The organism is Kushneria pakistanensis, assembly GCF_014652795.1.
GTDB lineage: Bacteria > Pseudomonadota > Gammaproteobacteria > Pseudomonadales > Halomonadaceae > Kushneria > Kushneria pakistanensis.
On record NZ_BMZM01000002.1, the window covers coordinates 855,960 to 880,776 of the forward strand.

Consider the following 24,817-nt stretch of genomic DNA (forward strand, 5'->3'; position numbering starts at 1 on the left):
CGCCATGTTGATTCAGATTCTGCCCGAGATCGGGCTTTACGCCATGATACTGGCGCTCGCCATGGCATTGGTGCAGGCCATCGTGCCGCTGGCCGGCAGCGTGACGCGCCGGGCGCTGTGGATGAGCTATGCCGGCCCCATGGCCTGGGGGCAGGCACTTTTTCTGCTGGTGGCCTTTGTCTGTCTGGCGCTGGGCTTTTTGTTCAATGATTTCAGCGTGGCCTACATCGCCAACAACGCCAATTCAAACCTGCCCTGGTATTATCGCCTGAGTGCGGTCTGGGGCGGTCATGAAGGCTCGGTGCTGCTGTGGTCGATGATGATGGCCTTCTGGGGACTGGCCGTCAGTCTCTTTTCGCGCAACCTGCCGCGCGACATGCTGGCGCGCGTGCTGTCGGTACTGGGCATGATCAACGCAGGCTTTCTGCTGTTTATCCTGGTCACCTCCAGCCCGTTTGAGCGCATCCTGCCGGTGCCACCACTGGACGGCGCCGATCTCAATCCGCTGCTGCAGGACCCGGGGCTGATCGTGCATCCGCCGATGCTCTACATGGGCTACGTGGGTTTCTCGGTGGCCTTTGCGTTTGCGCTTGCAGCGCTCATGGGCGGGCGCCTGGATGCGGCCTGGACGCGCTGGGCGCGCCCCTGGACGAATCTTGCCTGGGCGTTTTTGAGCGTGGGCATTGCGCTGGGCAGCTGGTGGGCCTATTACGAGCTGGGCTGGGGCGGCTGGTGGTTCTGGGACCCGGTCGAAAACGCCTCACTGATGCCCTGGCTTGCCGGCACGGCGCTGATGCACTCACTGGCGGTGACCGAAAAGCGCGGCGGCTTCAAGAGCTGGACGGTATTGCTGGCGATTGTCACCTTCTCGCTGTCACTGCTGGGTACCTTTCTGGTGCGCTCAGGCGTTTTGACCTCGGTCCACGCCTTTGCCAACGATCCTTCCCGCGGCACATTCATTCTGATTCTGCTGGGGCTGACCGTGGGCGGCTCGCTCGCGCTTTATGCCCTTCGTGCGCCCAGGGTCAAAAGTCCGCTCGGCTTTGGCTGGCTGTCGCGTGACGCCATGCTGCTGTTCAACAATATCCTGCTGCTGGTGATGACGGTGACCGTGCTTTTGGGCACGCTCTATCCGCTCATTCTCGACAGTCTGGATCTGGGCAGGATCTCGGTGGGACCGCCCTATTTCAACGCCCTGATCGTACCCCTGACCGTAGCGCTGGGCCTTTTCATGGGCGCAGGACCGGTAGCACGCTGGAAGCAGATGAATGCGCGGGAACTGATCCGCCGGCTGTGGCTGAGTGCGATCGTGTCGCTTGTGTTCGCGCTTTCCATTCCCTGGCTCTATGACGGCGCCTGGTCGCTGCCGGTCAGCCTTGGACTGCTGGTGGCGGCGTGGATCGTGATCCCGCTGGCGCGCGAGCCGCTGACGCTGATACGCCGCTTTGGCCTGCGTGGGCCGGGCAAGCTCTCGCGCAGCCACTACGGCATGGTGCTGGGCCATATCGGCATGGCAGTGACCATCGTCGGGGTGACCATGGTGTCCAACTACGATCATGCCGACAACGTGCGCATGAGCCCGGGGCGCTCGGTCGAGGTGGGTGGCTACAGCTTTACCATGACCCAGCTCAACGAGACGCGTGGCCCCAATTACGTCAGCGACCGCGCCACCATCAGGGTCACGCAGGGAGACCGGCTGGTGACGTTGCTGCATCCGGAGAAACGCTTTTTCACCACCCGACGTCAGGCGATGACCGAAACCGCGCTGGACAATGGCCTGACCCGTGACCTTTACGTGGCGATGGGCGAGGCGCTGGATGACGGCGAGTCCTGGGCAATGCGTATCCAGGTCAAGCCCTTCGTGCGCTGGCTGTGGCTGGGAGCACTTCTGATGGCGGCAGGTGGCATTCTGGCCGTGTGTGACAAGCGCTATCGCCACCGCAGCCGAACCCGGCAGACCATGGAGGCCCGCACATGAAGAAACGCTACTGGCTGTTCGTACCGCTGATGCTCTTTGTGGTGCTGGCACTGCTGCTCTGGCAGGGACTGGGGCGTGATCCCTCGACGCGTGATTCGGCGCTTCTGGAAAAGCCCTTTCCGGCGTTTTCGCTGACCACGCTGGAAGACCCCGACAGAGTGGTGGATGCCTCGCTGCTGGAAGGACAGGTCACGCTGGTCAATGTCTGGGGCGAATGGTGCCCGACCTGCAAGCGCGAGATGCCGCAGCTGCTGGCGTTGAAGGAACGTGGCGTACATCTGGTCGGGGTGGATTACAAGGATACCCGCGAGAAGGGACGTGCCTTTCTCGACGAGTTCGGCAACCCCTTTGCGCTCAATATCTTCGACCCGGAAGGCGGGCTCGGCTTTGATCTGGGCGTCTATGGCGCGCCGGAGTCCTTTGTCGTCGATGCAAAAGGCAACATCCGCTATCACCACACGGGCTATATCACGCCCGAGGATATCGATGACGTGATCATGCCGGAGATCGAGCGATGGCAGTAACCCCGAGAGGGCTGGTGCTGGCCCTGGTCGCCGCGGCGCTGGTGCTGCTGGCCGGTGGCGCCGGGGCGAATGACCTGCACCGCTTTGACAACCCGGCCCTGCAGACGCGCTACGACGATCTGACCGCGACGCTTCGCTGTCCCAAGTGTGAGAATCAGGCGATCGGTGATTCCAATTCGCCCATTGCCGGTGACATGCGTGGCTATGTGGCGCGCGCGCTGGCGCGTGGCGACAGCGATGACGACATCCGCCAGGCCATGGTCGCGCGCTTTGGCGACTACGTGCTGTATCGCCCGCGTCTTGAGTGGCGCACCATCGCCCTCTGGGCCGGTCCCGGCGTGGTTGTGCTGCTGGGCCTTCTGGCCATTGGCGCGCTGATCCGGTCGCGTCGCGGCGAGCGTGTTGAAGCCCTCAATCGCGAAGAGCGACAGCGGCTCGAGACGCTGCTGTCGCGCCATCAAAGCCCGGACGATCAGGACAGGAGTCATCAATGACAGCGTTATGGGTAGGCCTTGGTCTGTTGCTGATGACGGCCATTATTCTGTTGCTGCTGCCGCTGTGGCGCAGTCGGCGTCTTTTGGCGGCGCAGTCGGCGCTGGAGGCGCACGACGATGATGCCCGCGACAACGTCAGCGTCTTTCGTGACCGGCTGGCAGGACTGGATGAGGAACTCTCGCATGGCGAGATCGATCAGGCGCGCTATGACACCCGGCGCCTGGAGCTTGAGCGCGATCTGCTCGCCGATACCGAAGGGCAGACGCCCCGGGGGATGAAGTCGGCCTACAGTGGCCTGTGGCTGACGGGCATTGTGGTCGTTGTCGTGGGCTTTGGTTCGCTGTACGCCTATCACCGTGAGGGCAGCGTGGATGATCTCCTGCTGTATCAGGCCCGTGCACAGGTGGAGCAAGACGGCGGCCAGCCGGCGCAGTTTATCGCACGCTTTGAACAGGAGGCGCGCAGGCAGCCGGACAATCCCAACGTCTGGGGCGCGCTCTATCCGCTTTATCGCGACAGCCAGCAGTATGGCAAGGCCGATCATGCCCTGATCCGACTGATCGAACTCAAGGGCAGGGAACCGGCTCTATTGTCGGAGCTTGCACAGATTCGCTTTGTTGAAAACGATCGTCGCATGAATGACGACATCCAGACGCTGACCGACGAAGTGCTGGCCATGGATCCGCGCCAGCCCACGGTGCACGGGCTGCTGGGCTTTACCGCCTTCAGTGCGGGTAACTATCAGGGCGCGATTGATCACTGGCGCACCGCGATCGCGGGCAGTGATGATGAAGGCAGTCAAAAGGCGCTGCGTCAGGCGATGGCAACCGCCAGGCAGAGAATGGGACCGGTCGCCGATACTGATGCGGCACAGTCATCCGACGAATAAAGCAGTAAAAGGCTGCCTGTGAAAGGGCATGATTTAATGAAGTGACAGGGCGTTATTGCCGCCAAAAATAAAAAGTAACAGACAATAAAGGGAAGGAATTATCACTTTATGACAGCGATAAAGGGCAGGCCGGACAGCGCCGGCCTGCTCCTGAAAAATATCAACCGGCCTTCTGGTTGACGTCATTTTTGGCCAGCGTGCTCAGCTTTTCATCCGTGCTTTCTTCTTCCTTGAGTGTCTCTGCCAGCAGGTTCTTGGCATCCGTATAGCCAAGCTGTCCTGCCAGCGCACACAGGGTGCCGTAGGCGGCAATTTCAAAGTGCTCCACCTTCTGTACGGCACCAATCAGGGCGGCGTCCAGCAGCGGGCCGCGCTCGATGTTGTCGATCAGATCCTGTGATTCTTCGATCAAGCTTTCCATTGGGTAGCACTTGATGCGCTTGAGACGCAGGCTTTCTACGCTATCAACGACCTGCTCAAGACGTTCGACCTGGCCGCGCGTCTCTTCCAGATGCGTCTGGAAGGCTTCGGACAGCTGTTGATTGTCGGTCGCTTTGGCAAGCTTTGGCAGCGCTTTGGTAATCTGCCTTTCAGCGTTGTTAACTTCTGACAATAAACGAATAAAAAGCTGCTCGGCATTTTTAATCTGCATGAAGCTCTCCAGTATTTAACCTGTGTTTTATAAGGGCACAAGCCCAGGGTACAGATAAAACATGGCAGAAAAATGCGGCAAATAAAGCGAACGTGATCCGAAATCTTCTTTTATAGAGACAGGTTAATGTGCTGGCAAAATCACTTTCAATGGCGTCGGTCATTGCCTGCCAGAATCAGAGTCGTGTTGTCCGTGGGTCGCCTTTGCTGATGATGCGGGCTTTAACGTTGCGCCCTGTCAGGCCTTCTGTGCGCTAAAGGAGGAGGTATCCTGGCATGCGCATTCCAGCGTGTGCAGCAGCGCGCCCAGCCCTTCGGGGGCGCGTGCCTGGCAGCGGGCACTGGTCATGACGCGAAGCGAGTGGGCCCAGGTGATGCTGCCCTTGCCTGCCTTCAGGCGCTCGATCAGATCCACGTCCTCATGGCAGCGCAGCGGGCGAAAGCCGCTCAGCGCTTGATAAGCGACCATGCTGATGCCCAGGTTGGCGCCGTGGACATGTTCACGCCTGATATTTTGCCGCTGATGCGCCAGATAGCGTGCACGCAGCGCCGGTGGCAGGCTCTGCCACTGACTCAGATACACCCCACCGCACACCGCATCGGTGCCAGCACCACACTGGGCGCTCAGCCAGTGTTCGGGCACGCAGGTATCGGCATCGGTAAAGGCCAGCCAGTCGATGCCTTCCGGCAGGGCCAGCACACCGGTATGGCGGGCCATGCCCACATTGCCGGCGGCCACGCTTACGGTCTTGATCCCGTATTCGGCGGCAATCGTGGCGGAGCGATCCCGGCAGCTGTCCAGCACCACCACCAGCGTGACCTCATGGCCCCTAGACCGGGCATGGTCGGCAGCACGTATCAGCGCCTGCAGGCAGTCAGGCAGATGCTGCTCTTCATTGTGGGCCGGCACCACCACGCCGATATGTGCCATATCATGTCCTGTCGTCATGGCCGCACTCCTGACGAGAGGCCACGGGAGAGGAAGTGCGCTGCCACAGATCGATCAGGGTGTCGCTGTCTTCGTAATGACCGTGCCTGAACCAGCCCAGGCGCCTGTCCAGATACTCATGCACGCTACAGGCCTCCAGGTCGCTGCCGTCAATGGGATGACGCCAGTGGCAGGCCAGCAGCTCGCCGTCATCGCTCAATGAGGTCTCGATGCGCTCACACAGTGTTTCCAGCGCATCGGGGCTCATGTAATACCCCACTTCGCTGATCACGATCAGATCAAAGCTGCCGGGCGGCCACTGCTCGGGGATGGCGCCCTGGGTGATGCTCACATGGGGCTGGTCCTCCAGGGTCTGGAGGGCGCGGGCCACGGCGCTGTCGCTGACATCCTGTATCCACAGGGCGTCACAGCGTGTAGCAAGCGCTGCGCTGAGCACGCCAATTGAACAACCGGGCTCGAAGGCGCGGCGATAGCGCTCGCGGGTCAGCATCGCAAGCGTCAGCGCGCGCTTTCGCTTTTCATACCAGCGGGTGTGGTAATGCCACGGATCGGCGTGTTGCGCATGTAACTGCTCAAAGGCCTGGGCGTCCAGACGGGGTTTGTCAGTCATGCGCAGCATCCTGTGGCGGTGCAATAAAGAACACTTCATAAGAACGGGTCAGGCGTGAGAGCACATGGTCAGGCAAAATCGGCGCCTGGCCGGTGTCCGGGTCCACCTTCAGCTGGCTCTCATGGGCCTGGATGGCCGCCTGTTTTCTGGTCCGCATGTCGGCATCAAGCCCCAGGCGTCTGGCCCGATGCCAGGGCACACGGGTATCTCCCGGGGCGGCCCAGTGCCAGCACCAGATCGGAATTTCGATCAGGTGGGCGCCGCTGAGCTCACACGCCCGCGCGCAGGCGCGCCCTGTCGCTTCATGGTCAGGGTGACCATCGCCGCGCCAGGTGGTCAGCACCACATGATTGGAGGTGAGCTGCGCGGCCAGATGATCGGCCAGCGCTGATTCATGGTGTGCCACGGCGGTATCCGGCAGCCCCAGGCGTTCCACGCTGGTCTGCTGTTCACAGCCCAGTCGCGAGAGCGCCTCGAGGCTTTCCTGCGGACGCTGGCGGGCCAGACGCTCGGCGCTCCAGTAGGGCGAGCCGGCATGGCTTGCCGTGCCGTCGGTCACGGCGATCAGGTGCATGGCGTGACCTGCCGCCGCAAGCTGGAGCATCAACCCGGCAAATCCCAGGGTTTCATCATCGGGGTGGGGGGCCACGATCACGGCGTGCTGGCCCGGTGCCACCAATGTTTCATGCGTGATGCATGCCATCGCTTCAAGCCCACCCCAGGCCTGCCAGGCAGATTCGGGCGTGCCTTCCCCTTTGATACGACGATCGTCCTGAGTCATAACAGCCACTCGCTGTCGGGTGCGTTGCAGAGGCGGCCGAGCGCGGCAAGGTCGCGCTCGGCGTGGCTCTGACGCAGATAGACGGGAAGATCAGCCATCATGTGAGCAAAGTGATGATCGCGGCAGAAGGGGCCGGCCCCCAGGGCACGGCCGCAGTGGGTGATGATCTGCTCAACGCTTTGTTCGACCAGCGCTCGGGTGCGCAGGGTCAGCGCCTGGCTGTCTTCATGCGGGGCAGCATCGATGGCGGCGGCGGCCTCGCGAAGCCCGGCAAGGCCGGCATGAAGGGCGACATCAACATGGCCCAGGTGCGCCATCATGAGAGCGTCGTCGTGGCGATTCGCTGCCTTCGCCTGCAGTGTCCGGGCCAGAGCGTGCGCGCCGCCCAGCCAGCAGGCGGCAATACCGGCCCCACCCTGCCAGAAACCGGGGCGGTCCAGATAGGCATTGGGTGGGCCGACGAGCGTGGCGCGGGCGTTGTCAAAATCGACGTCAACGCTGGCGGTAGCCTGCATGCCCACGGCCTGCCAGCCCCGATCGGTCACGGTAACGCCGGGCTGATCCAGCGCCACGGCGGCCAGGCGCTGCTGGTCACCCTGCCAGACGGTCATCAGGGCGTGGCTGACAATCGGGGCGCCCGAACACCAGGCCTTGGTGCCGTGGAGCGTGACCTGCTGCGTATCGCCGCCGCTGACATGGACACGGGCCTGCGGCGGTTCGGCGGCCCACATGGCCCAGCGGGCGTGTGTCGGTGCCTCGGGGGTAATGCCAAGCTCTGCCATGATGGCAAGGGCGTCCTCATGACCTTCATAGAGCTTGATGAGCGCCAGGTCACAGCCTGCCACGCGATAGAGGGCATGCCAGCGTAGTAGCGTGTCGCCCGAGCCGGGCAGGGGAAGTGGCCTCAGCGCAATCAGTTGATCCAGCGGTGCGGCCAGGGCATCGATGCGCTCGGCGGGACTGTCGTGACAGGCCAGCGCTTCGTCCAGGCGCCTGGGCAGGGAGGCAGCCATGAAAACTCCTTTTTATGAGACCTGTCAGGCGGTCCGTGCCTGACTTCTATCGCAGGTTATTGCCCTAGGTTAGTGACAAGCAGGGTGAGCGACGTTGCTGCAGGTTAAAGAGTTGCAGTTGGATACAAAAAGGGCTGCCCGAAGGTAGCCCTGATCCGCAGGCCCATGAGAGGTCACGATGCCGCATTGCCATATGACGCTTTCATACCGGCGCGGTAGGTCCGTCAGGCGATTACTGGCGAATGCCTTCCAGTGACATGTACAGATGCACCGTTTCGCTGGCCGAGCCGAGATGGTTGTCCGGGTCGATATTGAAATCGGCCAGCTTGAACTCGGTTTCGCCTTCAAAGCCCTGGCGATAGCCGCCCCAGGGATCATCACCGCCGCCGATCCGGGTGACCTCGATGGCCACGGGTCTGGTGACGCCATGCAGGGTCAGATCGCCCTTGAGCACGCCTTCATCGGACTCACCCTTTTTGGGCTCAAAGCCGGTGGAGACAAAGCGGGCTTCCGGGAATGTGGACACGTCCAGAAAATCGGTGCTTTTAAGGTGCTTGTCACGTTCGGCGTGGTTGGTATCCAGACTGTCAGTATGAATGGTGACCTCGGCGGCGGACGCTGTCAGATCGTCCGGGTCGTAGCTGAAGCTGCCGTCGAAATCGCGGAACTGGCCCAGAAGCCAGGAGTAGCCCAGATGTTGAATGCGAAATTCGATAAAGGCGTGCTGGCCTTCCTTGTCGATCTGGTACTCGGCGGCGCTGGCGGCCGGACTGACGGCCATGGCCAGCGGTGAAAGGGTAATGGCGGCAAGGCCTGCAGCAAGTAGCTTTTTCATGCGTTTTTATCCTTGAATAAAGGCGCTGGAAACCAGCGGTTGCAAGCTGAAAAACAGGGCATCAAAGGCAACGCCTCCGCCATGCAGGCCAGCATGGGCCGATCAATGCACGGTGGCAGCAATGTCAGGGATTCGAAAAAATGCATTCGCTCACGCCGTGCCCTTCAGCCATCGATATCAGATCACCGGCATGCAGATGTCCCGGTCCCGGCGAATGCACAAGCGCGATACCCGCTGTCTACACAAAAGGCTCGGTCCCTTGAGACGTGGCGGCATCGTGCCGCACTCCCCGTATGCGGAAAAGCGAAAATACTCAGCGCCATGATTCGAAAAAATCGAATCATGGCCTTAAGGATTGGCGGGAAAGCAGGGGTAGCCTTGCGGACGGTGCCGTGTAGAGGGCCGTCTTTCAGGAGCGCGCATCAGCGCGAGGCGAGCTGGCGCACGGTATCGCCGGTCAGAAGGCGCCGCGCGCCCAGGTAGTGTTTCTGCCAGTAGGCGCCATCGAGTGAGCTGATGCGGATGTTCTCACCGGTGCGCGGCGCCTGGATGAACTTGCCATCGCCCAGGTAGACACCAACGTGATCAGCGGCACTGGCGGCTTTGATGCGGAAAAAGACCAGATCGCCGCGCTTGAGGGCATCGGGAGTGACCGGAGCCGCCTCGGACCAGTGATACATGCCGTTGGCTGTGCGCGGCAGCTCCTTGGAGAGCAGATCACGAAAGGCGTAATAAATCAGTCCGCTGCAGTCAAAACCGGCCTGTGGGGTGGTCCCTCCCCAGAGATACGGCCGGCCGAGCTGGTCGGTAACGGTGTCCATGGCGCGGGCCATGGCGACGTCCCCGGGCCGATCAATCTCTTCGTTGAAGGCGTATTTCTTGTAGTTGAAGTTATCCACACCCGGTGCGATGCCCTCAGGCAGCAGCGAGCGCCCCTGGGCGATGGCGCGCTTGCGCTCCTGCTCCGACATTCCCAGCCGCTCGACACGTGCCTTCTCGCGCGCTCGTTTGGCACGCAGCTCGCTGGCCGTACCATGTTCGGGCTGGATCAGCTGTCGGGCCTGGGCCTGTTCAACGGCCACAGGCAGGCAGGGGCTGAGCAGCAGGGTCAACAACAGACCCAGTGCGCCCTTGCGGGTGGCCTGGCGTGAGAAGTTCGGGTGTGGCATGTGGATGCTCATTCGATCGATGTCGTGTCAGAGGATAAGCCTGCGCCATGGTGGGCGAGCAGTCTGACGATCACGGCAGGGGCATTGATAACATCCAAGGTGGGGGAGCGAACATGATCAATACGCGCATTCTAACACTGAATGCGGCACGGCTTAATAAACGTAACCTGAGTTATGGCAGACAGGATGTCCTCATGTTCACGTGTGCCTTCCTGAACGTCGCATCAACGCGTGGTGAGGCGGCGTTCAGGCACACCTGAAAGGCTCGGGTGATGGCCATGAACTGCCGGCGTTGCAGGACCCACAGCATGTATCCGCAGGCGTTGTCGGCGCAAGGATACCCACCGCCCCGTCAGGGGTGACGTCAGGCAGGAAGCCGTCGTCTTTATATTGATCAAGGAGGACACATGTCAGCCGTACATGCACAGCGTCACACGCTGATGGAAGACCCGTACCCGACGCGCCTGGCAACACCAGCCGAGCGCAACTGGCTGCCGCGTCAGGAAGAGGTGCTGCGCGGCCCGGAAGAGGGGCCCTTGAGCAGCGAGCAGCGCGAGGAATTTCGCCGGAAGGGGTTTGTCTTCATCCCGAACTTTCTCGATGAAAGCGAACTGGCCGAGTATCAGCGCGAGCTGGAGGCGCTGCTGGCGCGCGATGACTATCGCGACCAGGACTTCACCATCACAGAGCCGAGCAGCAACGAGATCCGCTCGATCTTTGCCATGCACTTTCTCTCCGAGAAGTTCGGACAGCTCGCCGGTGATCCCAGGCTGGTCAAAGGCGTCGAGCAGCTGATCGGTGAGGATGTCTACGTGATGCAGGGGCGCATCAATTACAAGCCCGGCTTTGAAGGCAAGGGCTTTGACTGGCACTCGGACTTCGAGACCTGGCACGCCGAGGACGGCATGCCGCGCATGAATGCCGTGAGCGCCTCGATCGTTTTGACCGACAACCACGAATTCAATGGCCCGCTCATGCTGATTCCGGGCTCGCACGAGAAGTTCGTGCCCTGTATTGGCGAGACGCCGGAAGACAACTACAAGCACTCGCTGAAAAAGCAGGAAGCGGGTGTGCCGAGCCGGGAAGCACTGGCCGAGCTGGTGGCCGAGCATGGCATCGAGGCGCCCAAGGGCCGCGCCGGTGGTCTTTTGCTGTTTGACTGCAACACCCTGCATGGCTCCAATGCCAACATGTCGCCCGATGCGCGCAGCAATATCTTTTTTGTCTTCAACCGGCGTGACAACGCGCTGGGCGAGCCGTTCGCGGCCAAAAAGCACCGCCCCGACTTTCTGGCCCATACGCCGGATGGTCGCTGGCGCGATCTAAGCCTTTGAGTCTGTCTGATCCAGACGGTATCGCGGCCGTGGACACACGGAATACCCCCGCGATACACAGGGACTGACATGACATGACATGACAGGCAGGCGGCGGGGCGCCATCGCGCTTTGCCGCTTTTTTACGGATGTGATAAAGCCTGGTTGATTCAATAAAAACGCATTGATCTTCAAGAGGAACAGATCATGACCTTCCAGCCCGGATTCACTGATGGACGTCCTTTTGCCGCGCCGCTGGGCAAGATTGTCTGTGTGGGGCGCAACTACGCCGCCCATGCCAGGGAGCTCAACAACGAGGTGCCCACCACCCCGCTTTTGTTCATCAAGCCGGCCTCCAGCGCCACCCCGATGAAAGAGCGCATTCGCGTGCCGCGCCATCTGGGTGAGGTGCACTTTGAAGTCGAGGTGGCGCTATTGATCGGTACCCGACTGTCCCGCGCCCGCCCGGAAGAGGTGCTCCCGGCGATTGCCGGCGTGGGGCTGGCGCTGGATCTGACCCTGCGCGATGTCCAGTCACGGCTCAAGGACAAGGGGCACCCGTGGGAGCGGGCCAAGGGCTTTGATGGCGCCTGCCCGATGAGTGACTTCGTCCCCTTTGATCCCGGGACGATGCCTCTGGATGATCTGCGCTTTTCCCTGACCATTGATGGCGAGCGTCGCCAGACCGGCCATACTGCCCTGATGCTGTTCAAGGCAGTTGAATTGATTGTCGAAATGTCGCGCTCGTTTACGCTCGAGCCCGGGGATGTGATTCTGACCGGCACGCCGGAAGGCGTCGGGGCGCTGCCCGAGGGCGCGCGCCTGGAGTTCTCGCTTGACGGACATTTCGAGATCACGGCCCGCAGCTGATTTCATGCACAACCGGTCAGGGCGTATACTCGATACCCTGTGCCGGGCCTGACACCCGGTCGCGCTATCCGCGCAGTGTGGGTCGTTCGCTCCTGAGGATCCGGGAGGCCGGAGCGGCACACGCCTGTCGATATCCAATGCGTCATGAGCACGCGGCACAGCGCCTGCGCCGGAGCGATATCGACAGCGCTTTCGTTGGTTTCGGGCCCGTACCGTCCCTCTCACGGTCTGTCCCGGGGCCTGTTCGTATTCATTACCATTTAAAGTGATCAGATCATGAGTCAGGAAGACCGGCCGGATAGCCCCTCCAAAGCCTCGCTTGCCAATGACAATGCCCACACCCGTCGTCACTCGTCACTGGTCGTCGACGGCCCGGGCAAGGCCGCCAGCCGCGCCATGCTGCGCGCCGTGGGTTTCAGTGATGAGGATTTCAAAAAGCCCCAGATCGGCATTGCCTCGACCTGGAGTCGCGTCACGCCCTGCAACAGCCACATCAACGTGCTGGCGGACGCCGCCAGCGACGGCGCCGATGAGGCCGGCGGCAAGGGCGTGGTGTTCAACACCATCACCATCAGTGACGGCATCGCCAACGGCACCGAGGGCATGAAGTACTCGATGATCTCGCGCGAGGTCATCGCCGATTCCATTGAGACCGTGGCCGGCTGCGAAGGCTTTGACGGCGTGGTCGCCATCGGTGGCTGCGACAAGAACATGCCTGGCTGCATGATGGGTCTGGCCCGTCTGGACCGCCCCGGCATTTTTGTTTACGGCGGCACCATCCTGCCGGGCGAGGGCCATACCGACATCGTCTCGGTATTTGAAGCCATGGGTGCCCACTCCCAGGGCAACATGGATCTGATCGACGTCAAGCGCATCGAGGAGACCGCGATTCCCGGGCCCGGTTCGTGCGGCGGCATGTACACCGCCAACACCATGGCGTCTGCCATCGAGGCGCTGGGCATGAGCCTGCCGAACTCCTCGGCACAAAATGCCGTGTCGCAGACCAAGCAGGACGACAGCCGCGAAGCGGGTGCCGCCGTGCTCAAGCTGCTTGAGCTCGACATCAAGCCGTCCGACATCATGACCCGCAAGGCGTTTGAAAACGCCGTGACCGTGGTCATCAGCCTCGGTGGTTCCACCAACGCGGTACTGCACCTGATCGCGATTGCCAACACCATCGGCGTTGAACTGACGCTGGATGACTTCACCGAGATCGGCAAGCGCGTGCCGGTGGTGGCGGACCTGCGCCCCAGCGGTCACTACATGATGAGCGAGCTGGTCGCCATCGGCGGTATTCAGCCGCTGATGAAGACCCTGCTGGACGCTGGACTGCTGCACGGCGACTGTCTGACCGTGACTGGCCAGACGCTGGCCGAGAACCTGGCTGATGTCGCGCCCTATCCGGATGGCCAGAACATCATCAGGCCGCTGGACAACCCCATCAAGGCCTCCAGCCACCTGCGCGTACTCTACGGCAACCTGGCCCCGGAAGGTGCTGTTGCCAAGATTACCGGCAAGGAAGGTACCCGCTTTACCGGCACGGCGCGCGTGTTCAACTCCGAAGAGGAGGCCCAGGCGCGCATCAACGACCTGACCGTGGTAGCCGGTGACGTGCTGGTGATTCGCTACGAAGGTCCGCGCGGTGGCCCGGGCATGCGTGAGATGCTCACGCCGACGTCTGCGATCATGGGTCGCGGGCTGGGCGACAAGGTAGCGCTGATTACCGACGGGCGCTTCTCCGGCGGCAGCCACGGCTTCGTGGTCGGTCACATCACGCCTGAGGCCTTTAACGGCGGCCCGATCGCGCTGGTCGAGGATGGCGACCAGATCACCATTGATGCCGAAAACGACGTCATGACGTTGCATATCGATGAGGCGGAAATGACGCGTCGCCGCGAGGCCTGGCAGCGTCCGAAGCCGCGCTACACCCGCGGCGCGATGGCCAAGTACGCCCGCACGGTCAGCTCGGCCTCCCTCGGTGCCATCACCGACCTGCCGGAAGCGACCGACGATCTGAGCTGATCCTCGAGCTGTCCTGCAACAGAACAAAACGCCCCGGCCATGGCCGGGGCGTTTTTTGTTGCTGGTGCCTTTCTCCTGAATGGCTTTAGGGCGAGAGCGGCTGCGTCTTTTCGGAAAGCCAGGTGCGGGTCTCATCGTCCAGCTTTGGCGCCAGGCGCTCGAACACCGTGCGGTGATAGTCGTCCAGCCAGGCGATCTCGTCATCGCGCAGCAGCGCACGCTCGATCAGGCGAGTATCGATCGGGCACAGGGTAAGCGTTTCGAACTCGAGGAAGGCGTCACCCTCAAGGGTGTCAACGTCCTTCACCACGCGGTTGGCGACCAGATTTTCGATGCGAATGCCCCACTGATTCGGACGATAAAGGCCGGGCTCGATCGAGGTGATCATGCCCTCGCGCATGGCGGTCTGTGGCGTGGGCGCGGCACCGCGGGAGATGACCTGCGGGCCTTCGTGCACGTTGAGGAAATAGCCCACCCCGTGGCCGGTGCCGTGACCGTAATCGAGACCTGCTTCCCATAGCGGGGCGCGGGCGATGGCGTCCAGTCGCGGCGCTTCAATGCCTGCCGGGAAGCGGGTGCGCGACAGCGCCATCATGCCCTTGAGCACACGGGTATAGTCGGCCTTCTGGGCGGGCGTGGGCTCGCCGACCGGAATAACCCGGGTAATGTCGGTCGTGCCATCCAGATACTGGGCGCCGGAGTCGATCAGCAGCAGTCCCTGGCCTTCGATGCTGGAGTGCGCCGATTCGGTGGCGCGATAGTGGGGCAGGGCACCGTTGGCATTGAAGCCGGCAATGGTGGGAAAGCTGCGCGAGATGAAGTGTTTCTCCCGCACGCGCTCGGCGGTCAGGCGCGCATCGATGGTCAGCTCATCAAGGTCGTCGCCACTGGCAAGCGTTGCATCGAGCCAGCACAGAAAGCGGCACAGCGCCGCGCCGTCGCGGGTCATGGCATTGCGAATGTGGACGATGTCAGCCTCATGCTTGCAGGCCTTGGCCAGCGTCGTCGGCTGAAAGGCCTCTACCAGGGTGACGTGTTCGGGCAGCGCTTCCACCAGCGAGAGCGTGACCCGCGCCGGGTCGATCAAAAGGCGGGTGGCCTCGGGCAGGCGTGCCAGGTGATCGCGGATCTCGGCGTAGTCGTGCAACACGACGCCGTCATCTGCCAGCGCCTCGTGAAGGGTGTCCGATACCTTGTCCCGGTCGATGAACAGCCGGGTATGGTGGGCATCCACCAGCGCGTGGGCGAGAAAGACCGGGTTGTAGTCCACGTCGCTGCCGCGCAGATTGAACAGCCAGGCAATATCATCGAGTGTCGAGATCAGATGCGTATCCGCATTGGCCTCGTTCATGGCCTGGTACAAGCGGGTCAGGCGATCAGAGCGGGTCTGGCCGGTAAAGGCAGCGTCATGGGCCGTTATGGATGCCTGTGGCAGGGCCGGACGATCGGGCCAGATCTCTTCCAGCAGATCCCGGTCGCTTTTGATCGTGACGCTGTCACCCAGACGTGTCCTGAAGGCGCGATGGGCGGCCAGCGGCAACACGGCACCATCCAGCCCCAGGGTGACAGGCGCGTGGTGATTGACGGCCAGCCAGTCGATCGGGGCGAGGATCTGCTGACCCTGCGCCACCTTCATCATGTCGATGCCGCTGCCGGAGAGCTCCTGGTCGGCCTGCACCCAGTAGCGGCTGTCGACCCAGAGGCCGGCAAAATCGCGGGTGACCAAAAGCGTGCCGACCGAGCCGGTAAAGCCCGAGAGCCATTCGCGCCCCTGCCAGTGGCCGGGCAGATACTCGGACAGGTGAGGGTCGGAAGACGGTACCAGCCAGGCATCAATCCCCTGTTCTGCCATGACCTGTCGCAGGGCGTGAAGTCGCTGTGCCGGTGTATCGATGGAAAGCGTCATTTACGAGGTCTCCTGAGTGCCATGTCCGGCATCTTCATGGGCGCCCTTGCCGAGCAGATGGCGAATGGGTCGGATCAGTATCATGAGTATGACTGCCCCGATCAGCAGCGCCAGCGCACAGCGTCCGAAAAGCTCGGGCAGCTGGGCAACATGTTCGGCACTGACATGACCACCGATCAGCCCGGCGACCAGGTTACCCAGCGCCGTGGCGGCAAACCAGATGCCCATGATCTGCCCGCGAATGGGCGTGGGTGCCAGCTCGGTCATGGTCGAAAGCCCCACCGGGCTCAGGCACAGCTCGCCCAGGGTGAGCAGCAGAAGGCTGGCCGTGATCCATAGCGGGGAGACCTGACCGGCACCTTCAACGATCTGCCACGCGGCCACCATCATCAGGCCAAAGCCTGCTGCGGCAAACAAAAGCCCCGCGCTGAACTTGGTCGCGCTGGAGGGCTCAAAACCACCCCGTGCCATGGCCGGCCACAGCCAGCCAAACAGCGGCGCCAATACAATGATGAACAGCGGATTGAGCGACTGGAACCAGAGCACCGGAATGTCCATGCCCAGCACATTACGGTCGGTGTAATCGGCCGCAAACAGGTTGTAGGAGGTGGGCTGCTGCTCAAATGAGGCCCAGAACAATGCGGCGGCCGCAAAAAGCACCAGACAGACGATGACGCGGGCGCGGCCGGCACGATCCAGGCCGCTGAAAAACAGCAGATACATGAACCAGCCCAGCACGCACAGCCCGACGACGTAGCTCATGGTGGTGGCAATCATGATCGGGTTGAAGGTGATGATGCCGGTCAGCCCGAGCGCCATGATCAGCGCAATCAACACCAGACAGACCGTAACGCCGGTGCCGACATGGCGGCGCCGGTTGACCGGAGCATCCCAGCTTGATTCGCGGCCATGCTCCCGGTCAAAGCGCTTCATCGAGGGAGTGGCAACCATTCTAAAGATCGCCAGGGCCACCAGCATGCCAATGCCGCCGGCGCCAAAGCCCCAGTGCCAGCCGCCGGTGTCCATCGCCAGACCGGTGATCAGCGGGGCGATCACGGCGCCCAGGTTGATACCCATGTAGAAGATCGAGAAGCCGCCGTCGCGACGCGCATCGCCTTCCGGATAGAGCGTGCCCACCATGACCGACATGCAGGTCTTGAAAATGCCCGAGCCCAGCACGAGCAGGATCAGACCGATATAAAACATGGGGGCGCCCCACAGCGCCGAAAGCGCAATGGACAGATGCCCCAGGGCGATCAGGATCGAGCCATACCAGACCGCGCGGCGCTGGCCCAGCCAGTTGTCGGCCAGCCAGCCGCCCGGCAGCGCGCTCAAATAGATCATGCCGCCAAAGATGCCGACGATGGCGGCGGCCGTGTCGCGCGGGATGCCCAGCCCGCCTTCGGCAAGCGTTGCCGCCATGTAGAGTACCAGCAGCGGGCGAATGCCGTAGAAGGAGAAGCGCTCCCACATCTCGGTGAAAAAGAGCGGACCCAGTGGGCGTGGGTGGCCAAAAAAGCCGCGTTCAGAGGAGGTTGCCATGAAAGTATCCAGCAGATAAGACACGGGATCGAAACGGCAGACAGATGCCGATGATAAACGTCGTGCACCATACGAGCCTGTCGACAGGGGTGCAAATCATCATTTGACTGCATTGTGGCGGGCCTGAGGGGGAACAGCAGGCTCGAGCAGCCTGAAACAATACCAGGTAAGTTGCGCCATGAGTTTCTACACTCAACAGGAAGCCAACCGTCAGGGATGAATCATGAAAGTACACAAGGGTATGTGGTGCGCCGGTGTGATGACGCTGGCAATGGCAGGCGCCAGCCAGATGGCACAGGCCTCGGTAGAAGAATCTGCTGACGTGCCGCAGGAAGAGCGCGAGCTGGTTCAGCAGTGTCATGATGCCGCCATGGCCAGCAAGGATCGTGACACCTTTGAAAGCTCGCAGCTTTTGATGGATCAGCAAAATGCCGGCGATTATGAAAAGGGCGAAGAGCTGCTGCTTCATATCAACATGCTGGGCCACGGCACTACCATCTACAACGTCAGCTGCAACGTGGATGAGCAGGGCAACGTGACCTATGAAGAGTACAAGGAGGCCGGCACGCCGGCAGGCTCCACGCGTTGATCACCGTTTGAAAACTGCATATCAAAGGCCCCATCCGGGGCCTTTCTGCTGTCAGGAGACGGTTTTATCAGGAGACAGCCTCATGACGCTTTCACTGTGTGACCGCACGCTTTTTTCCATCGATACGCCCGTGGGTATCATCAGCGACACTCATGGGCTCTTGCGCGATGAGGCGCTGTCGACGCTGGAAGGCTGTGGGCTGATTTTGCATCTGGGCGATGTCGGTGACAGGGCCATCCTTGAGCAACTTGCCGAACTGGCGCCGCTGATCGCGGTGCGCGGCAACATCGATCGGGACGACTGGTGCGAGGCGCTGCCCCTGCAGCGCGATATCGTGGTCAACGGCTGGCGGCTGCATCTGGTGCATGACATTGCAGACTTCAAGGCGGGCACTACCTGTGATGCCGTGCTGCATGGGCACTCTCACAAGCCGCGTCAGCAGTGGGTCGACGAGGAGACAGGGCGACGGCTCTACTTTAATCCGGGCAGTGCCGGCAAGCGCCGTTTTACATTGCCGATCACGACCGGCAGGCTTCAGGCCGACGACGATGGCCTGCGCAGCGCTGTCATGCATATTCTGCCGGCCAACTGATTGGGCCAATCAGGCTGAAAGGCTCAGGCAGGTCATGAAGGGCAGGGCGCCTGCAAGCGGCAGGCGCCTGTCAAAAATTACTGGCCGGGGTCACCGGCGCGCCAGGCAACCGATGTAATAAAGGAAGATGAGCCGCTGATCAGGGCTTCGGTGACACCACATTCGGCGCACCACGTTTCACCCGAAGCCATGCCCAGACGGGCATTGGTGGTGCGAATCGACTGACTGTCGTTGTCGATATAGATGCATTCCAGTGGTGTATCACGCGGCGGGGCCTGCTCGGATGTCAGGGTGTAGCCGCCCTTGCGTACAACGTCACGATAGTTGCTGACAATACCTTCCATGGTACTACTCCTTGAAGCATGTAACGGGTTCTGCAGATCATCTCGCCTTCAATGGCCATGATGACTGTTTCTTATACAAGCATTTGACATGTGGTGGCGCCATAACATGTGTTGATATTGATTCAACCCCTCTATTGGTCAAATGCCTTACTGATCAATGTAGTGGAGGATGGCGTGCATTGATGCCGTCATCGTCTATATTTTTATCCAGTATGTATGTGGCACCCTACGGAGAGAGCACCATGACCAACCGCACGGAAGACCCGAGCCATAACGATCAGGCCAGCAATCTCGAGAAGGACCCCAATGACTGGGCAACCGGTGATGAAAGCATGACCGGTGCACAGGCTTCCTATCTGCGCACGCTGTGCGAGGAAGCCGGGGTCGATTTTGACGAGACGCTCAACAAGGCCGATGCCTCGAAGATGATCGATGAGCTTCAGCATCAGACCGGGCGCGGCGAGAACCACTGACGCTGCCATTGCCGGATAAAAGCGCCTGCGGGCGCTTTTTTCATGTCCGGCTTTTGCCATCATGCCCGGTCGTGCCAAACCCGAAGCGCTGGCGTATGATCGAGACTCGGCCTGAGCGAAGGCCCGGCTGATCCAACAATCCAGAACGCTTGAGCTTCGAGTCTGCCCGTGTCCCTACTTGCCCGTCTCAATATCGACAAGTTCCTCCTTTATCTTGTCTGCACTGTGGTGCTGGCCTCGCTGTTACCCATTTCAGGCCGCTACGCCGAGTGGTTTTCAATTGCCACCACCATTGCCATTGGCATGCTGTTTTTCCTTCATGGTGCGCGGCTGTCGCCCCGAACCGTCGTGCAGGGCATGACGCACTGGCGTCTGCACCTGGTGATCTTTCTGACCACCTTTGCCCTTTTTCCCGTGCTGGGGCTGGCCATCGGGCTGCTGTCACCGGCACTGTTATCACCGGCGCTCTATACCGGCGTGCTGTTTCTGTGCGTGCTGCCTTCGACCGTACAGTCCTCGATTGCCTTTACCTCGATCGGTGGTGGCAACGTGGCCGCCGCGATCTGCTCGGCCACGGCCTCCAACATCCTGGGCATGTTCATCACGCCGATCCTTCTGGGCCTGGTGCTCAGCGTCAACGCCGATGCCGGGGCCGGCCCGTCGCTGGGGGCGATCGGTAATATTCTCCTGCAGCTTTTGGCGCCCTTTTTGCTGGGCCAGCTCCTGCAGCCCTGGATCGGGCAGTGGGTCCGCGAGCACAAGGCACCGCTGGCCATTGTCGATCGCGGCTCGATTCTGATGGTGGTCTATCTGGCCTTCAGCGAGGCGATCGTGGGCGGTCTATGGCAACAGGTCGACGGTGTGAGCATCGCGACCATGGTGGTGGTGGACTGCGTGCTGCTGGCGCTGGTACTGCTGATCACCCGTACCGTCAGTCGTCTGATGGGCTTTTCCCGCGAGGATGAGGTGGCCATTGTCTTCTGCGGTTCCAAAAAGACGCTGGCTTCCGGCGTGCCCATGGCCAACGTACTGTTCCCGGCCTCTCAGGTGGGCAGTGCGCTGCTGCCGTTGATGCTGTTTCACCAGATTCAGCTGTTTGTGTGTGCCATGCTGGCAAGGCGCTATGCCACACGCCGCTCGGCAGCGACTGCCAGCGCCCAGGCGAGCCCATCATCGAGCGCCTGATCGGGCGACAACGTGATGAACGATGTTTGATCACTGACCATCAAGCGAAGGAGAAAGCACGTGACGAAAAGCGTTTTCATTACCGGCGCCACATCAGGATTTGGCCGCGCCGCCGCCCGTCGCTTTGCCGAGGCCGGCTGGTCGCTGGTACTGACCGGACGGCGCCGCGAGCGCCTTGAGGAACTTGAAGGAGAGCTTTCCGACCGGGTGGCCGTTCATGTCGTCGAACTCGACGTGCGCGATGAAGCGGCAGTGAAACAGGCGGTCGACGCACTGCCGCAGGCGTTTTCTCCGGTTCAGGTGCTGATCAACAACGCAGGACTTGCGCTGGCGCCGGAACCGGCCCAGGAGGTGGCGCTGGAAGACTGGCATACCATGATCGACACCAACGTGAAGGGGCTGGTCAACGTCACCCATGCGCTGCTGCCGAGCCTGATCGAGGTCGGTGCAGGCGCCAGCATCATCAACGTGGGTTCCACCGCCGGTAAATGGCCCTACAAGGGCAGCCATGTGTACGGCGCGACCAAGGCCTTTGTCGAGCAGTTCAGCTATAACCTGCGCTGTGACCTGCACGGCACCGGTGTGCGGGTGACCGACATCGCCCCCGGCATGGCCGAAACCGAATTCACCTTGGTGCGCACAAAGGGCGATCAGGCGGCCTCGGATCAGCTTTACAACACCACCACGCCGATGACGGCCGAGGATATCGCCGAGCAGATGTTTTATGTCGCCACGCTGCCGGCTCATCTCAATATCAACTTTCTCGAGATCCAGCCCGTGCGTCAGGTCTGGGGCGGGATGGTCGTTGATCGCGACGAGTGATTTGATCGCGCGATAAATGAAAAACGCCGGCCCTCGGGCCGGCGTTTGACGTTTTGACGTGCGCGTTTCAGGCAATGTCAGCCGCGCCCGGTACTGGATTCATACTGATCATCAATGATCTGACCATCGGAGAGCGTGGGCAGCTCGGCATCGCTGGTGGGCTGCTCGTCATCGCTCATGCGGGTGACGCGAAAGCCGATCAGGGCGTAGAGCACCGCAATGCCCAGATTGATCAGGTTGAAAAAGGCAAAAGGCGCATAGCTCAGCGTCGCCACACCCAACGTGGCCGCCATGTAGGCCCCGCAGCTGTTCCACGGGATCAGTGGCGAGGTGATGGTGCCGGAATCCTCCAGCGCGCGGGAGAGATTGACTGGCTTGAGCCGGCGGCGCTGAAACTCCGCCTTGTAGATGCGCCCGGGCAGCACTACCGACAGGTACTGATCACCGGTGACGATATTGGTGGCCAGGCCGGTGGCCAGCGTCGACAGGATCAGCGACGAGGTGCTGCGCGCCACGCGCAGAAGGCCGCTGACGGCGCGCTCCAGCAGCCCCAGCCGCTCGATGACACCGCCAAAGGTCATGGCCGAGAGAATCAGCCAGACCGTGGTCAGCATGCTGGCCATGCCACCGTTGGTGAGCAGCGCATCGATGGCCTCATTGCCGGTATGGGCGCTGTAGCCGTCATACAGGGCGATCCAGCTGCCCTTCAAAAGCGCCATGGCGTGTCCCAGGGAGGGAGTATCGGCCAGCCCGATCACCGCCTCGCGCTGAAAGATCAGCGCAAATACCACACCCAGCATGGCGCCGATGAAGATGGTCGGAAACGCCGGCATCTGGCGCCATGCCATGATCAAAAGCGCCAGCAGCGGCAGCAACAGCCAGGCACTGATGGTGAAGTGATCGCTCAGGGTCTGCTGAATGGCGGTGATCCGCTCGGGGGTGGCGACATGCTCGGGGCCGCCCAGCCCCAGGATCAGAAACAGGACCAGTGCCAGGATCAGACTCGGCGTGGTGGTCCAGAGCATGTGGCGAATATGGGCAAAAAGCTCCGCTTCTGCCGAGGCCGGTGCCAGGTTGGTGGTGTCGGACAGCGGCGACATCTTGTCGCCAAAGTAGCCGCCGGAAATGATGGCGCCGGCCGTGATCGCGCTCGACAGCCCCAGCCCGTTGGCAATGCCGATCAACCCGATGCCGATGGTACCGGCCACCGTCCAGGAGCTGCCCACCGAGACCGACACCAGCGCGCACAGCAGGCAGGCGGTGGCGTAGAAGTAGTGGGGCGAGAGAATCTCGAGCCCGTAGTAGATCATCGTGGGCACCACGCCACCCAGCGTCCAGGTGCCGATCATTGCGCCGACCGAGAGCAGAATCAAAATCGCGCCCAGCGACAGATGGATGCCGCGATTGATGCCTTCCTCGATGGCCTGCCACTGATGGCCGTTTTTCAGGCCCACCACGGCGGCCAGCATGGCGCCCATGATCAGTGCGATCTGGGTCGGGCCGGCAGAGGAGTCGGCGCCGAAAAGCGTCACACTCAACGCCAGCATGACAATCACGGCCACAATGGGAAAAAGCGCGTCCAGCATGCCGGGCGCCCGGGGCAGGGTACTGCCATCCTCATGACGGGAAAGGAAAGCCATCGTCTCTCTCTTTGCTGCAACCCAAAAGGACAGCACCCCGTCGATGGTTCGACGGGGTGCTGTTGTCGTAATGGGCGCGGATTATTCCAGAATTGCGCGCCCCTGTCCGCCTACAGCAGGAAACGAACGCCCTCACGTCCTGTTTGAAGGGACGCAGGGGCGTTGATGGCGCTACTCTACCAGCGGCAGCAGGGCGTTCAGGCTTTCTCTGGCATCGCCGTAGAACATCCGGCTGTTGTCCTTGAAAAACAGCGGGTTTTCGATGCCTGAGTAGCCAGTGCCCTGGCCGCGCTTGGAAATAAACACCTGCTTGGCCTCCCAGACCTTCAGCACCGGCATGCCGGCAATGGGGCTATTGGGGTCTTCCTGCGCAGCCGGGTTCACGATGTCATTGGAGCCGATGACAATCACCACGTCGGTGCTGGCGAAATCATCGTTGATCTCGTCCATTTCCAGCACGATATCGTAGGGCACGCGGGCCTCGGCCAGCAGTACGTTCATGTGCCCGGGCAGGCGCCCCGCGACCGGGTGAATGGCAAAGCGCACCTCCTTGCCGGCCGCGCGCAGCTTGCGCACCAGATCGCTGACCGCGGTCTGGGCCTGGGCCACCGCCATGCCATAGCCGGGCACGATGATGATGCTCTCGGCGTCGTTGAGGGCACTCGCCACGCCGCTGGCGTCAATCGCCACCTGCTCGCCCTCGATCTCCGCCGCCGGGCCCTGGCTACCGCCAAAACCGCCGAGGATGACGTTGACGAAGTTACGGTTCATCGCCTTGCACATGATGTAGGAGAGGATCGCCCCGGAAGAGCCCACCAGCGCCCCGGTCACGATCAATAGATCGTTGGAGAGTGTGAAGCCGATGGCCGCCGCCGCCCAGCCGGAGTAGCTGTTGAGCATCGACACCACCACCGGCATGTCGGCGCCGCCGATGCCCATGATCAGGTGATAGCCAATGAAAAACGCCAGCGCCGCCAGCAGCAGCAGTGTCCAGAAGCCGGCGCCACTCAGATACAGGATCGCCAGCAGCAGCGACAGCACCGCAGCACCGGCGTTGAGCAGGTGACCCCCGGGCAGCTGGCGTGGTTTGCCATCCACCTTGCCCGCCAGCTTGCCAAAGGCAATCACCGAACCCGTGAATGTCACCGCACCGATAAAGATCCCCAGCACCACTTCGACCTGCAGAAACGTCAGCTCATCCGGCGCCTTGGTGGCCACCAGCGCGGCGAACGCCGAAAAATCATGCATTGCGCCGTCGACGGCGCGGGCTGCCAGCACCCGGCGGCGCTCAAGATCGGCGCTCCAGGCCACAAAGACGGCCGCCAGGCCCACGCAGCTGTGCAGTGCTGCCACCAGCTGGGGCATCTCGGTCATTTCGACCCGGCCGGCCATTCGGGCACCGATCACCGCACCGATGATGATCATCGGGATCATCAGCCAATAGCCGCCGATACCGGGACCAAAGGCGGTGAAAAAGACCGCCACGGCCATCCCGATAATGCCGTACCAGACGGCGCGCTTGGCCTTTTCCTGATTGCTCAGCCCGCCCAGTGACAGGATGAATAACACACTTGCCGCAATCGCTGCGGCAGATACGAACCCTTGACCCAACATATCGTTTCCCG

General features: G+C 61.8%; 24 protein-coding genes. 12 read left to right on the plus strand and 12 right to left on the minus strand.

Translation table 11 applies throughout. The features are described from left to right. Positions 1–4: 4 nt before the first annotated feature. From IE123_RS09340 to ccmI, 4 genes are read left to right on the plus strand one after another with little or no spacing between them, the layout of a single operon-like run. Positions 5–1,978, plus strand: coding sequence for a heme lyase CcmF/NrfE family subunit (locus IE123_RS09340; RefSeq protein WP_308430212.1), 1,974 nt, complete (start codon positions 5–7; stop codon positions 1,976–1,978). Continuing rightward, complete coding sequence (locus tag IE123_RS09345) at positions 1,975–2,502, plus strand: DsbE family thiol:disulfide interchange protein (protein WP_189517380.1); 528 nt, start codon at positions 1,975–1,977, stop codon at positions 2,500–2,502. Before IE123_RS09340 ends, IE123_RS09345 begins: the two co-directional genes overlap by 4 nt. Next, on the plus strand, positions 2,493–2,996 hold the full coding sequence (locus IE123_RS09350) for a cytochrome c-type biogenesis protein (protein ID WP_189517382.1): 504 nt from the start codon (positions 2,493–2,495) through the stop codon (positions 2,994–2,996). Before IE123_RS09345 ends, IE123_RS09350 begins: the two co-directional genes overlap by 10 nt. Continuing rightward, positions 2,993–3,886, plus strand: a complete 894-nt coding sequence (ccmI, locus tag IE123_RS09355) for a c-type cytochrome biogenesis protein CcmI (protein WP_189517384.1) — start codon at positions 2,993–2,995, stop codon at positions 3,884–3,886. The genes IE123_RS09350 and ccmI overlap by 4 nt, the downstream gene beginning before the upstream one ends. A gap of 160 nt (positions 3,887–4,046) precedes the next feature. Here ccmI and IE123_RS09360 read toward each other — a convergent pair whose 3' ends face one another. From IE123_RS09360 to IE123_RS16285, 7 genes are all read right to left on the minus strand, one after another. After that, a complete protein-coding gene (locus IE123_RS09360) occupies positions 4,047–4,538 on the minus strand; it encodes a YciE/YciF ferroxidase family protein (RefSeq protein WP_189517386.1) in 492 nt (163 codons plus the stop codon). A gap of 237 nt (positions 4,539–4,775) precedes the next feature. Next, complete coding sequence (locus tag IE123_RS09365; RefSeq protein ID WP_189517388.1) at positions 4,776–5,486, minus strand: glycosyltransferase family 2 protein; 711 nt, start codon at positions 5,484–5,486, stop codon at positions 4,776–4,778. Next, complete coding sequence (locus IE123_RS09370; RefSeq protein ID WP_189517390.1) at positions 5,470–6,096, minus strand: SAM-dependent methyltransferase; 627 nt, start codon at positions 6,094–6,096, stop codon at positions 5,470–5,472. Before IE123_RS09370 ends, IE123_RS09365 begins: the two co-directional genes overlap by 17 nt. Continuing rightward, positions 6,089–6,877 carry a PIG-L deacetylase family protein gene (locus IE123_RS09375; protein WP_189517392.1) on the minus strand — a complete coding sequence of 263 codons (789 nt, stop codon included), beginning with the start codon at positions 6,875–6,877 and terminating at the stop codon, positions 6,089–6,091. Before IE123_RS09375 ends, IE123_RS09370 begins: the two co-directional genes overlap by 8 nt. Then, the gene (locus IE123_RS09380) at positions 6,874–7,890 is read right to left on the minus strand and encodes an acyl-CoA dehydrogenase family protein (protein WP_189517394.1); all 1,017 of its coding nucleotides are present in this window, start codon (positions 7,888–7,890) and stop codon (positions 6,874–6,876) included. The genes IE123_RS09375 and IE123_RS09380 overlap by 4 nt, the downstream gene beginning before the upstream one ends. Positions 7,891–8,122: 232 nt before the next feature. After that, complete coding sequence (locus IE123_RS09385; RefSeq protein ID WP_189517396.1) at positions 8,123–8,725, minus strand: YceI family protein; 603 nt, start codon at positions 8,723–8,725, stop codon at positions 8,123–8,125. 422 nt (positions 8,726–9,147) lie between these two features. Next, complete coding sequence (locus IE123_RS16285; protein ID WP_308430214.1) at positions 9,148–9,894, minus strand: C40 family peptidase; 747 nt, start codon at positions 9,892–9,894, stop codon at positions 9,148–9,150. A gap of 407 nt (positions 9,895–10,301) precedes the next feature. On the opposite strand from IE123_RS16285, the gene thpD reads away from it, so the two are divergent. The 3 genes from thpD (at position 10,302) to ilvD (ending at position 14,099) form a co-directional block, all read left to right on the plus strand. Further along, on the plus strand, positions 10,302–11,228 hold the full coding sequence (thpD, locus tag IE123_RS09395; protein ID WP_308430215.1) for an ectoine hydroxylase: 927 nt from the start codon (positions 10,302–10,304) through the stop codon (positions 11,226–11,228). A 186-nt stretch (positions 11,229–11,414) separates the two neighbouring features. Continuing rightward, positions 11,415–12,077, plus strand: coding sequence for a fumarylacetoacetate hydrolase family protein (locus IE123_RS09400; RefSeq protein ID WP_189517401.1), 663 nt, complete (start codon positions 11,415–11,417; stop codon positions 12,075–12,077). A 276-nt stretch (positions 12,078–12,353) separates the two neighbouring features. Continuing rightward, a complete protein-coding gene (ilvD, locus tag IE123_RS09405) occupies positions 12,354–14,099 on the plus strand; it encodes a dihydroxy-acid dehydratase (protein WP_189517403.1) in 1,746 nt (581 codons plus the stop codon). A gap of 85 nt (positions 14,100–14,184) precedes the next feature. Here ilvD and IE123_RS09410 read toward each other — a convergent pair whose 3' ends face one another. Next, a complete protein-coding gene (locus tag IE123_RS09410; protein ID WP_189517405.1) occupies positions 14,185–16,005 on the minus strand; it encodes an aminopeptidase P family protein in 1,821 nt (606 codons plus the stop codon). Further along, entirely contained in the window at positions 16,006–17,547 is a 1,542-nt protein-coding gene (locus tag IE123_RS09415) for a peptide MFS transporter (RefSeq protein WP_189517407.1), read from the minus strand. A 223-nt stretch (positions 17,548–17,770) separates the two neighbouring features. Here IE123_RS09415 and IE123_RS09420 point away from each other — a divergent pair, with 223 nt between their 5' ends. Together IE123_RS09420 and IE123_RS09425 are read left to right on the plus strand one after the other, a co-directional pair. Beyond that, positions 17,771–18,136: a hypothetical protein gene (locus IE123_RS09420; RefSeq protein WP_189517409.1), complete on the plus strand. Its 366-nt coding sequence runs from the start codon at positions 17,771–17,773 to the stop codon at positions 18,134–18,136. 82 nt (positions 18,137–18,218) lie between these two features. After that, positions 18,219–18,728: a metallophosphoesterase family protein gene (locus tag IE123_RS09425; RefSeq protein WP_189517411.1), complete on the plus strand. Its 510-nt coding sequence runs from the start codon at positions 18,219–18,221 to the stop codon at positions 18,726–18,728. Between the two features lie 77 nt (positions 18,729–18,805). Here IE123_RS09425 and IE123_RS09430 read toward each other — a convergent pair whose 3' ends face one another. Beyond that, positions 18,806–19,072 (minus strand): hypothetical protein, encoded by a 267-nt coding sequence (locus IE123_RS09430; RefSeq protein ID WP_189517413.1) that lies wholly within the window; start codon positions 19,070–19,072, stop codon positions 18,806–18,808. Positions 19,073–19,314: 242 nt separating this feature from the next. On the opposite strand from IE123_RS09430, the gene IE123_RS09435 reads away from it, so the two are divergent. The 3 genes from IE123_RS09435 to IE123_RS09445 all read left to right on the plus strand — a co-directional run bounded on the left by IE123_RS09435 (position 19,315) and on the right by IE123_RS09445 (position 21,552). After that, on the plus strand, positions 19,315–19,545 hold the full coding sequence (locus IE123_RS09435) for a DUF3072 domain-containing protein (RefSeq protein ID WP_189517416.1): 231 nt from the start codon (positions 19,315–19,317) through the stop codon (positions 19,543–19,545). Positions 19,546–19,713: 168 nt separating this feature from the next. Beyond that, the gene (locus tag IE123_RS09440; protein WP_229819678.1) at positions 19,714–20,730 is read left to right on the plus strand and encodes a bile acid:sodium symporter family protein; all 1,017 of its coding nucleotides are present in this window, start codon (positions 19,714–19,716) and stop codon (positions 20,728–20,730) included. 60 nt (positions 20,731–20,790) lie between these two features. After that, positions 20,791–21,552: an SDR family NAD(P)-dependent oxidoreductase gene (locus tag IE123_RS09445; protein ID WP_189517418.1), complete on the plus strand. Its 762-nt coding sequence runs from the start codon at positions 20,791–20,793 to the stop codon at positions 21,550–21,552. Positions 21,553–21,629: 77 nt separating this feature from the next. On the opposite strand, the gene nhaC is transcribed toward IE123_RS09445, so the two are convergent. Both nhaC and IE123_RS09455 read right to left on the minus strand, forming a co-directional pair. Continuing rightward, positions 21,630–23,192, minus strand: coding sequence for a Na+/H+ antiporter NhaC (nhaC, locus tag IE123_RS09450; protein ID WP_189517420.1), 1,563 nt, complete (start codon positions 23,190–23,192; stop codon positions 21,630–21,632). A 171-nt stretch (positions 23,193–23,363) separates the two neighbouring features. After that, entirely contained in the window at positions 23,364–24,806 is a 1,443-nt protein-coding gene (locus tag IE123_RS09455) for an NAD(P)(+) transhydrogenase (Re/Si-specific) subunit beta (RefSeq protein WP_189517422.1), read from the minus strand. Positions 24,807–24,817 lie beyond the last annotated feature (11 nt).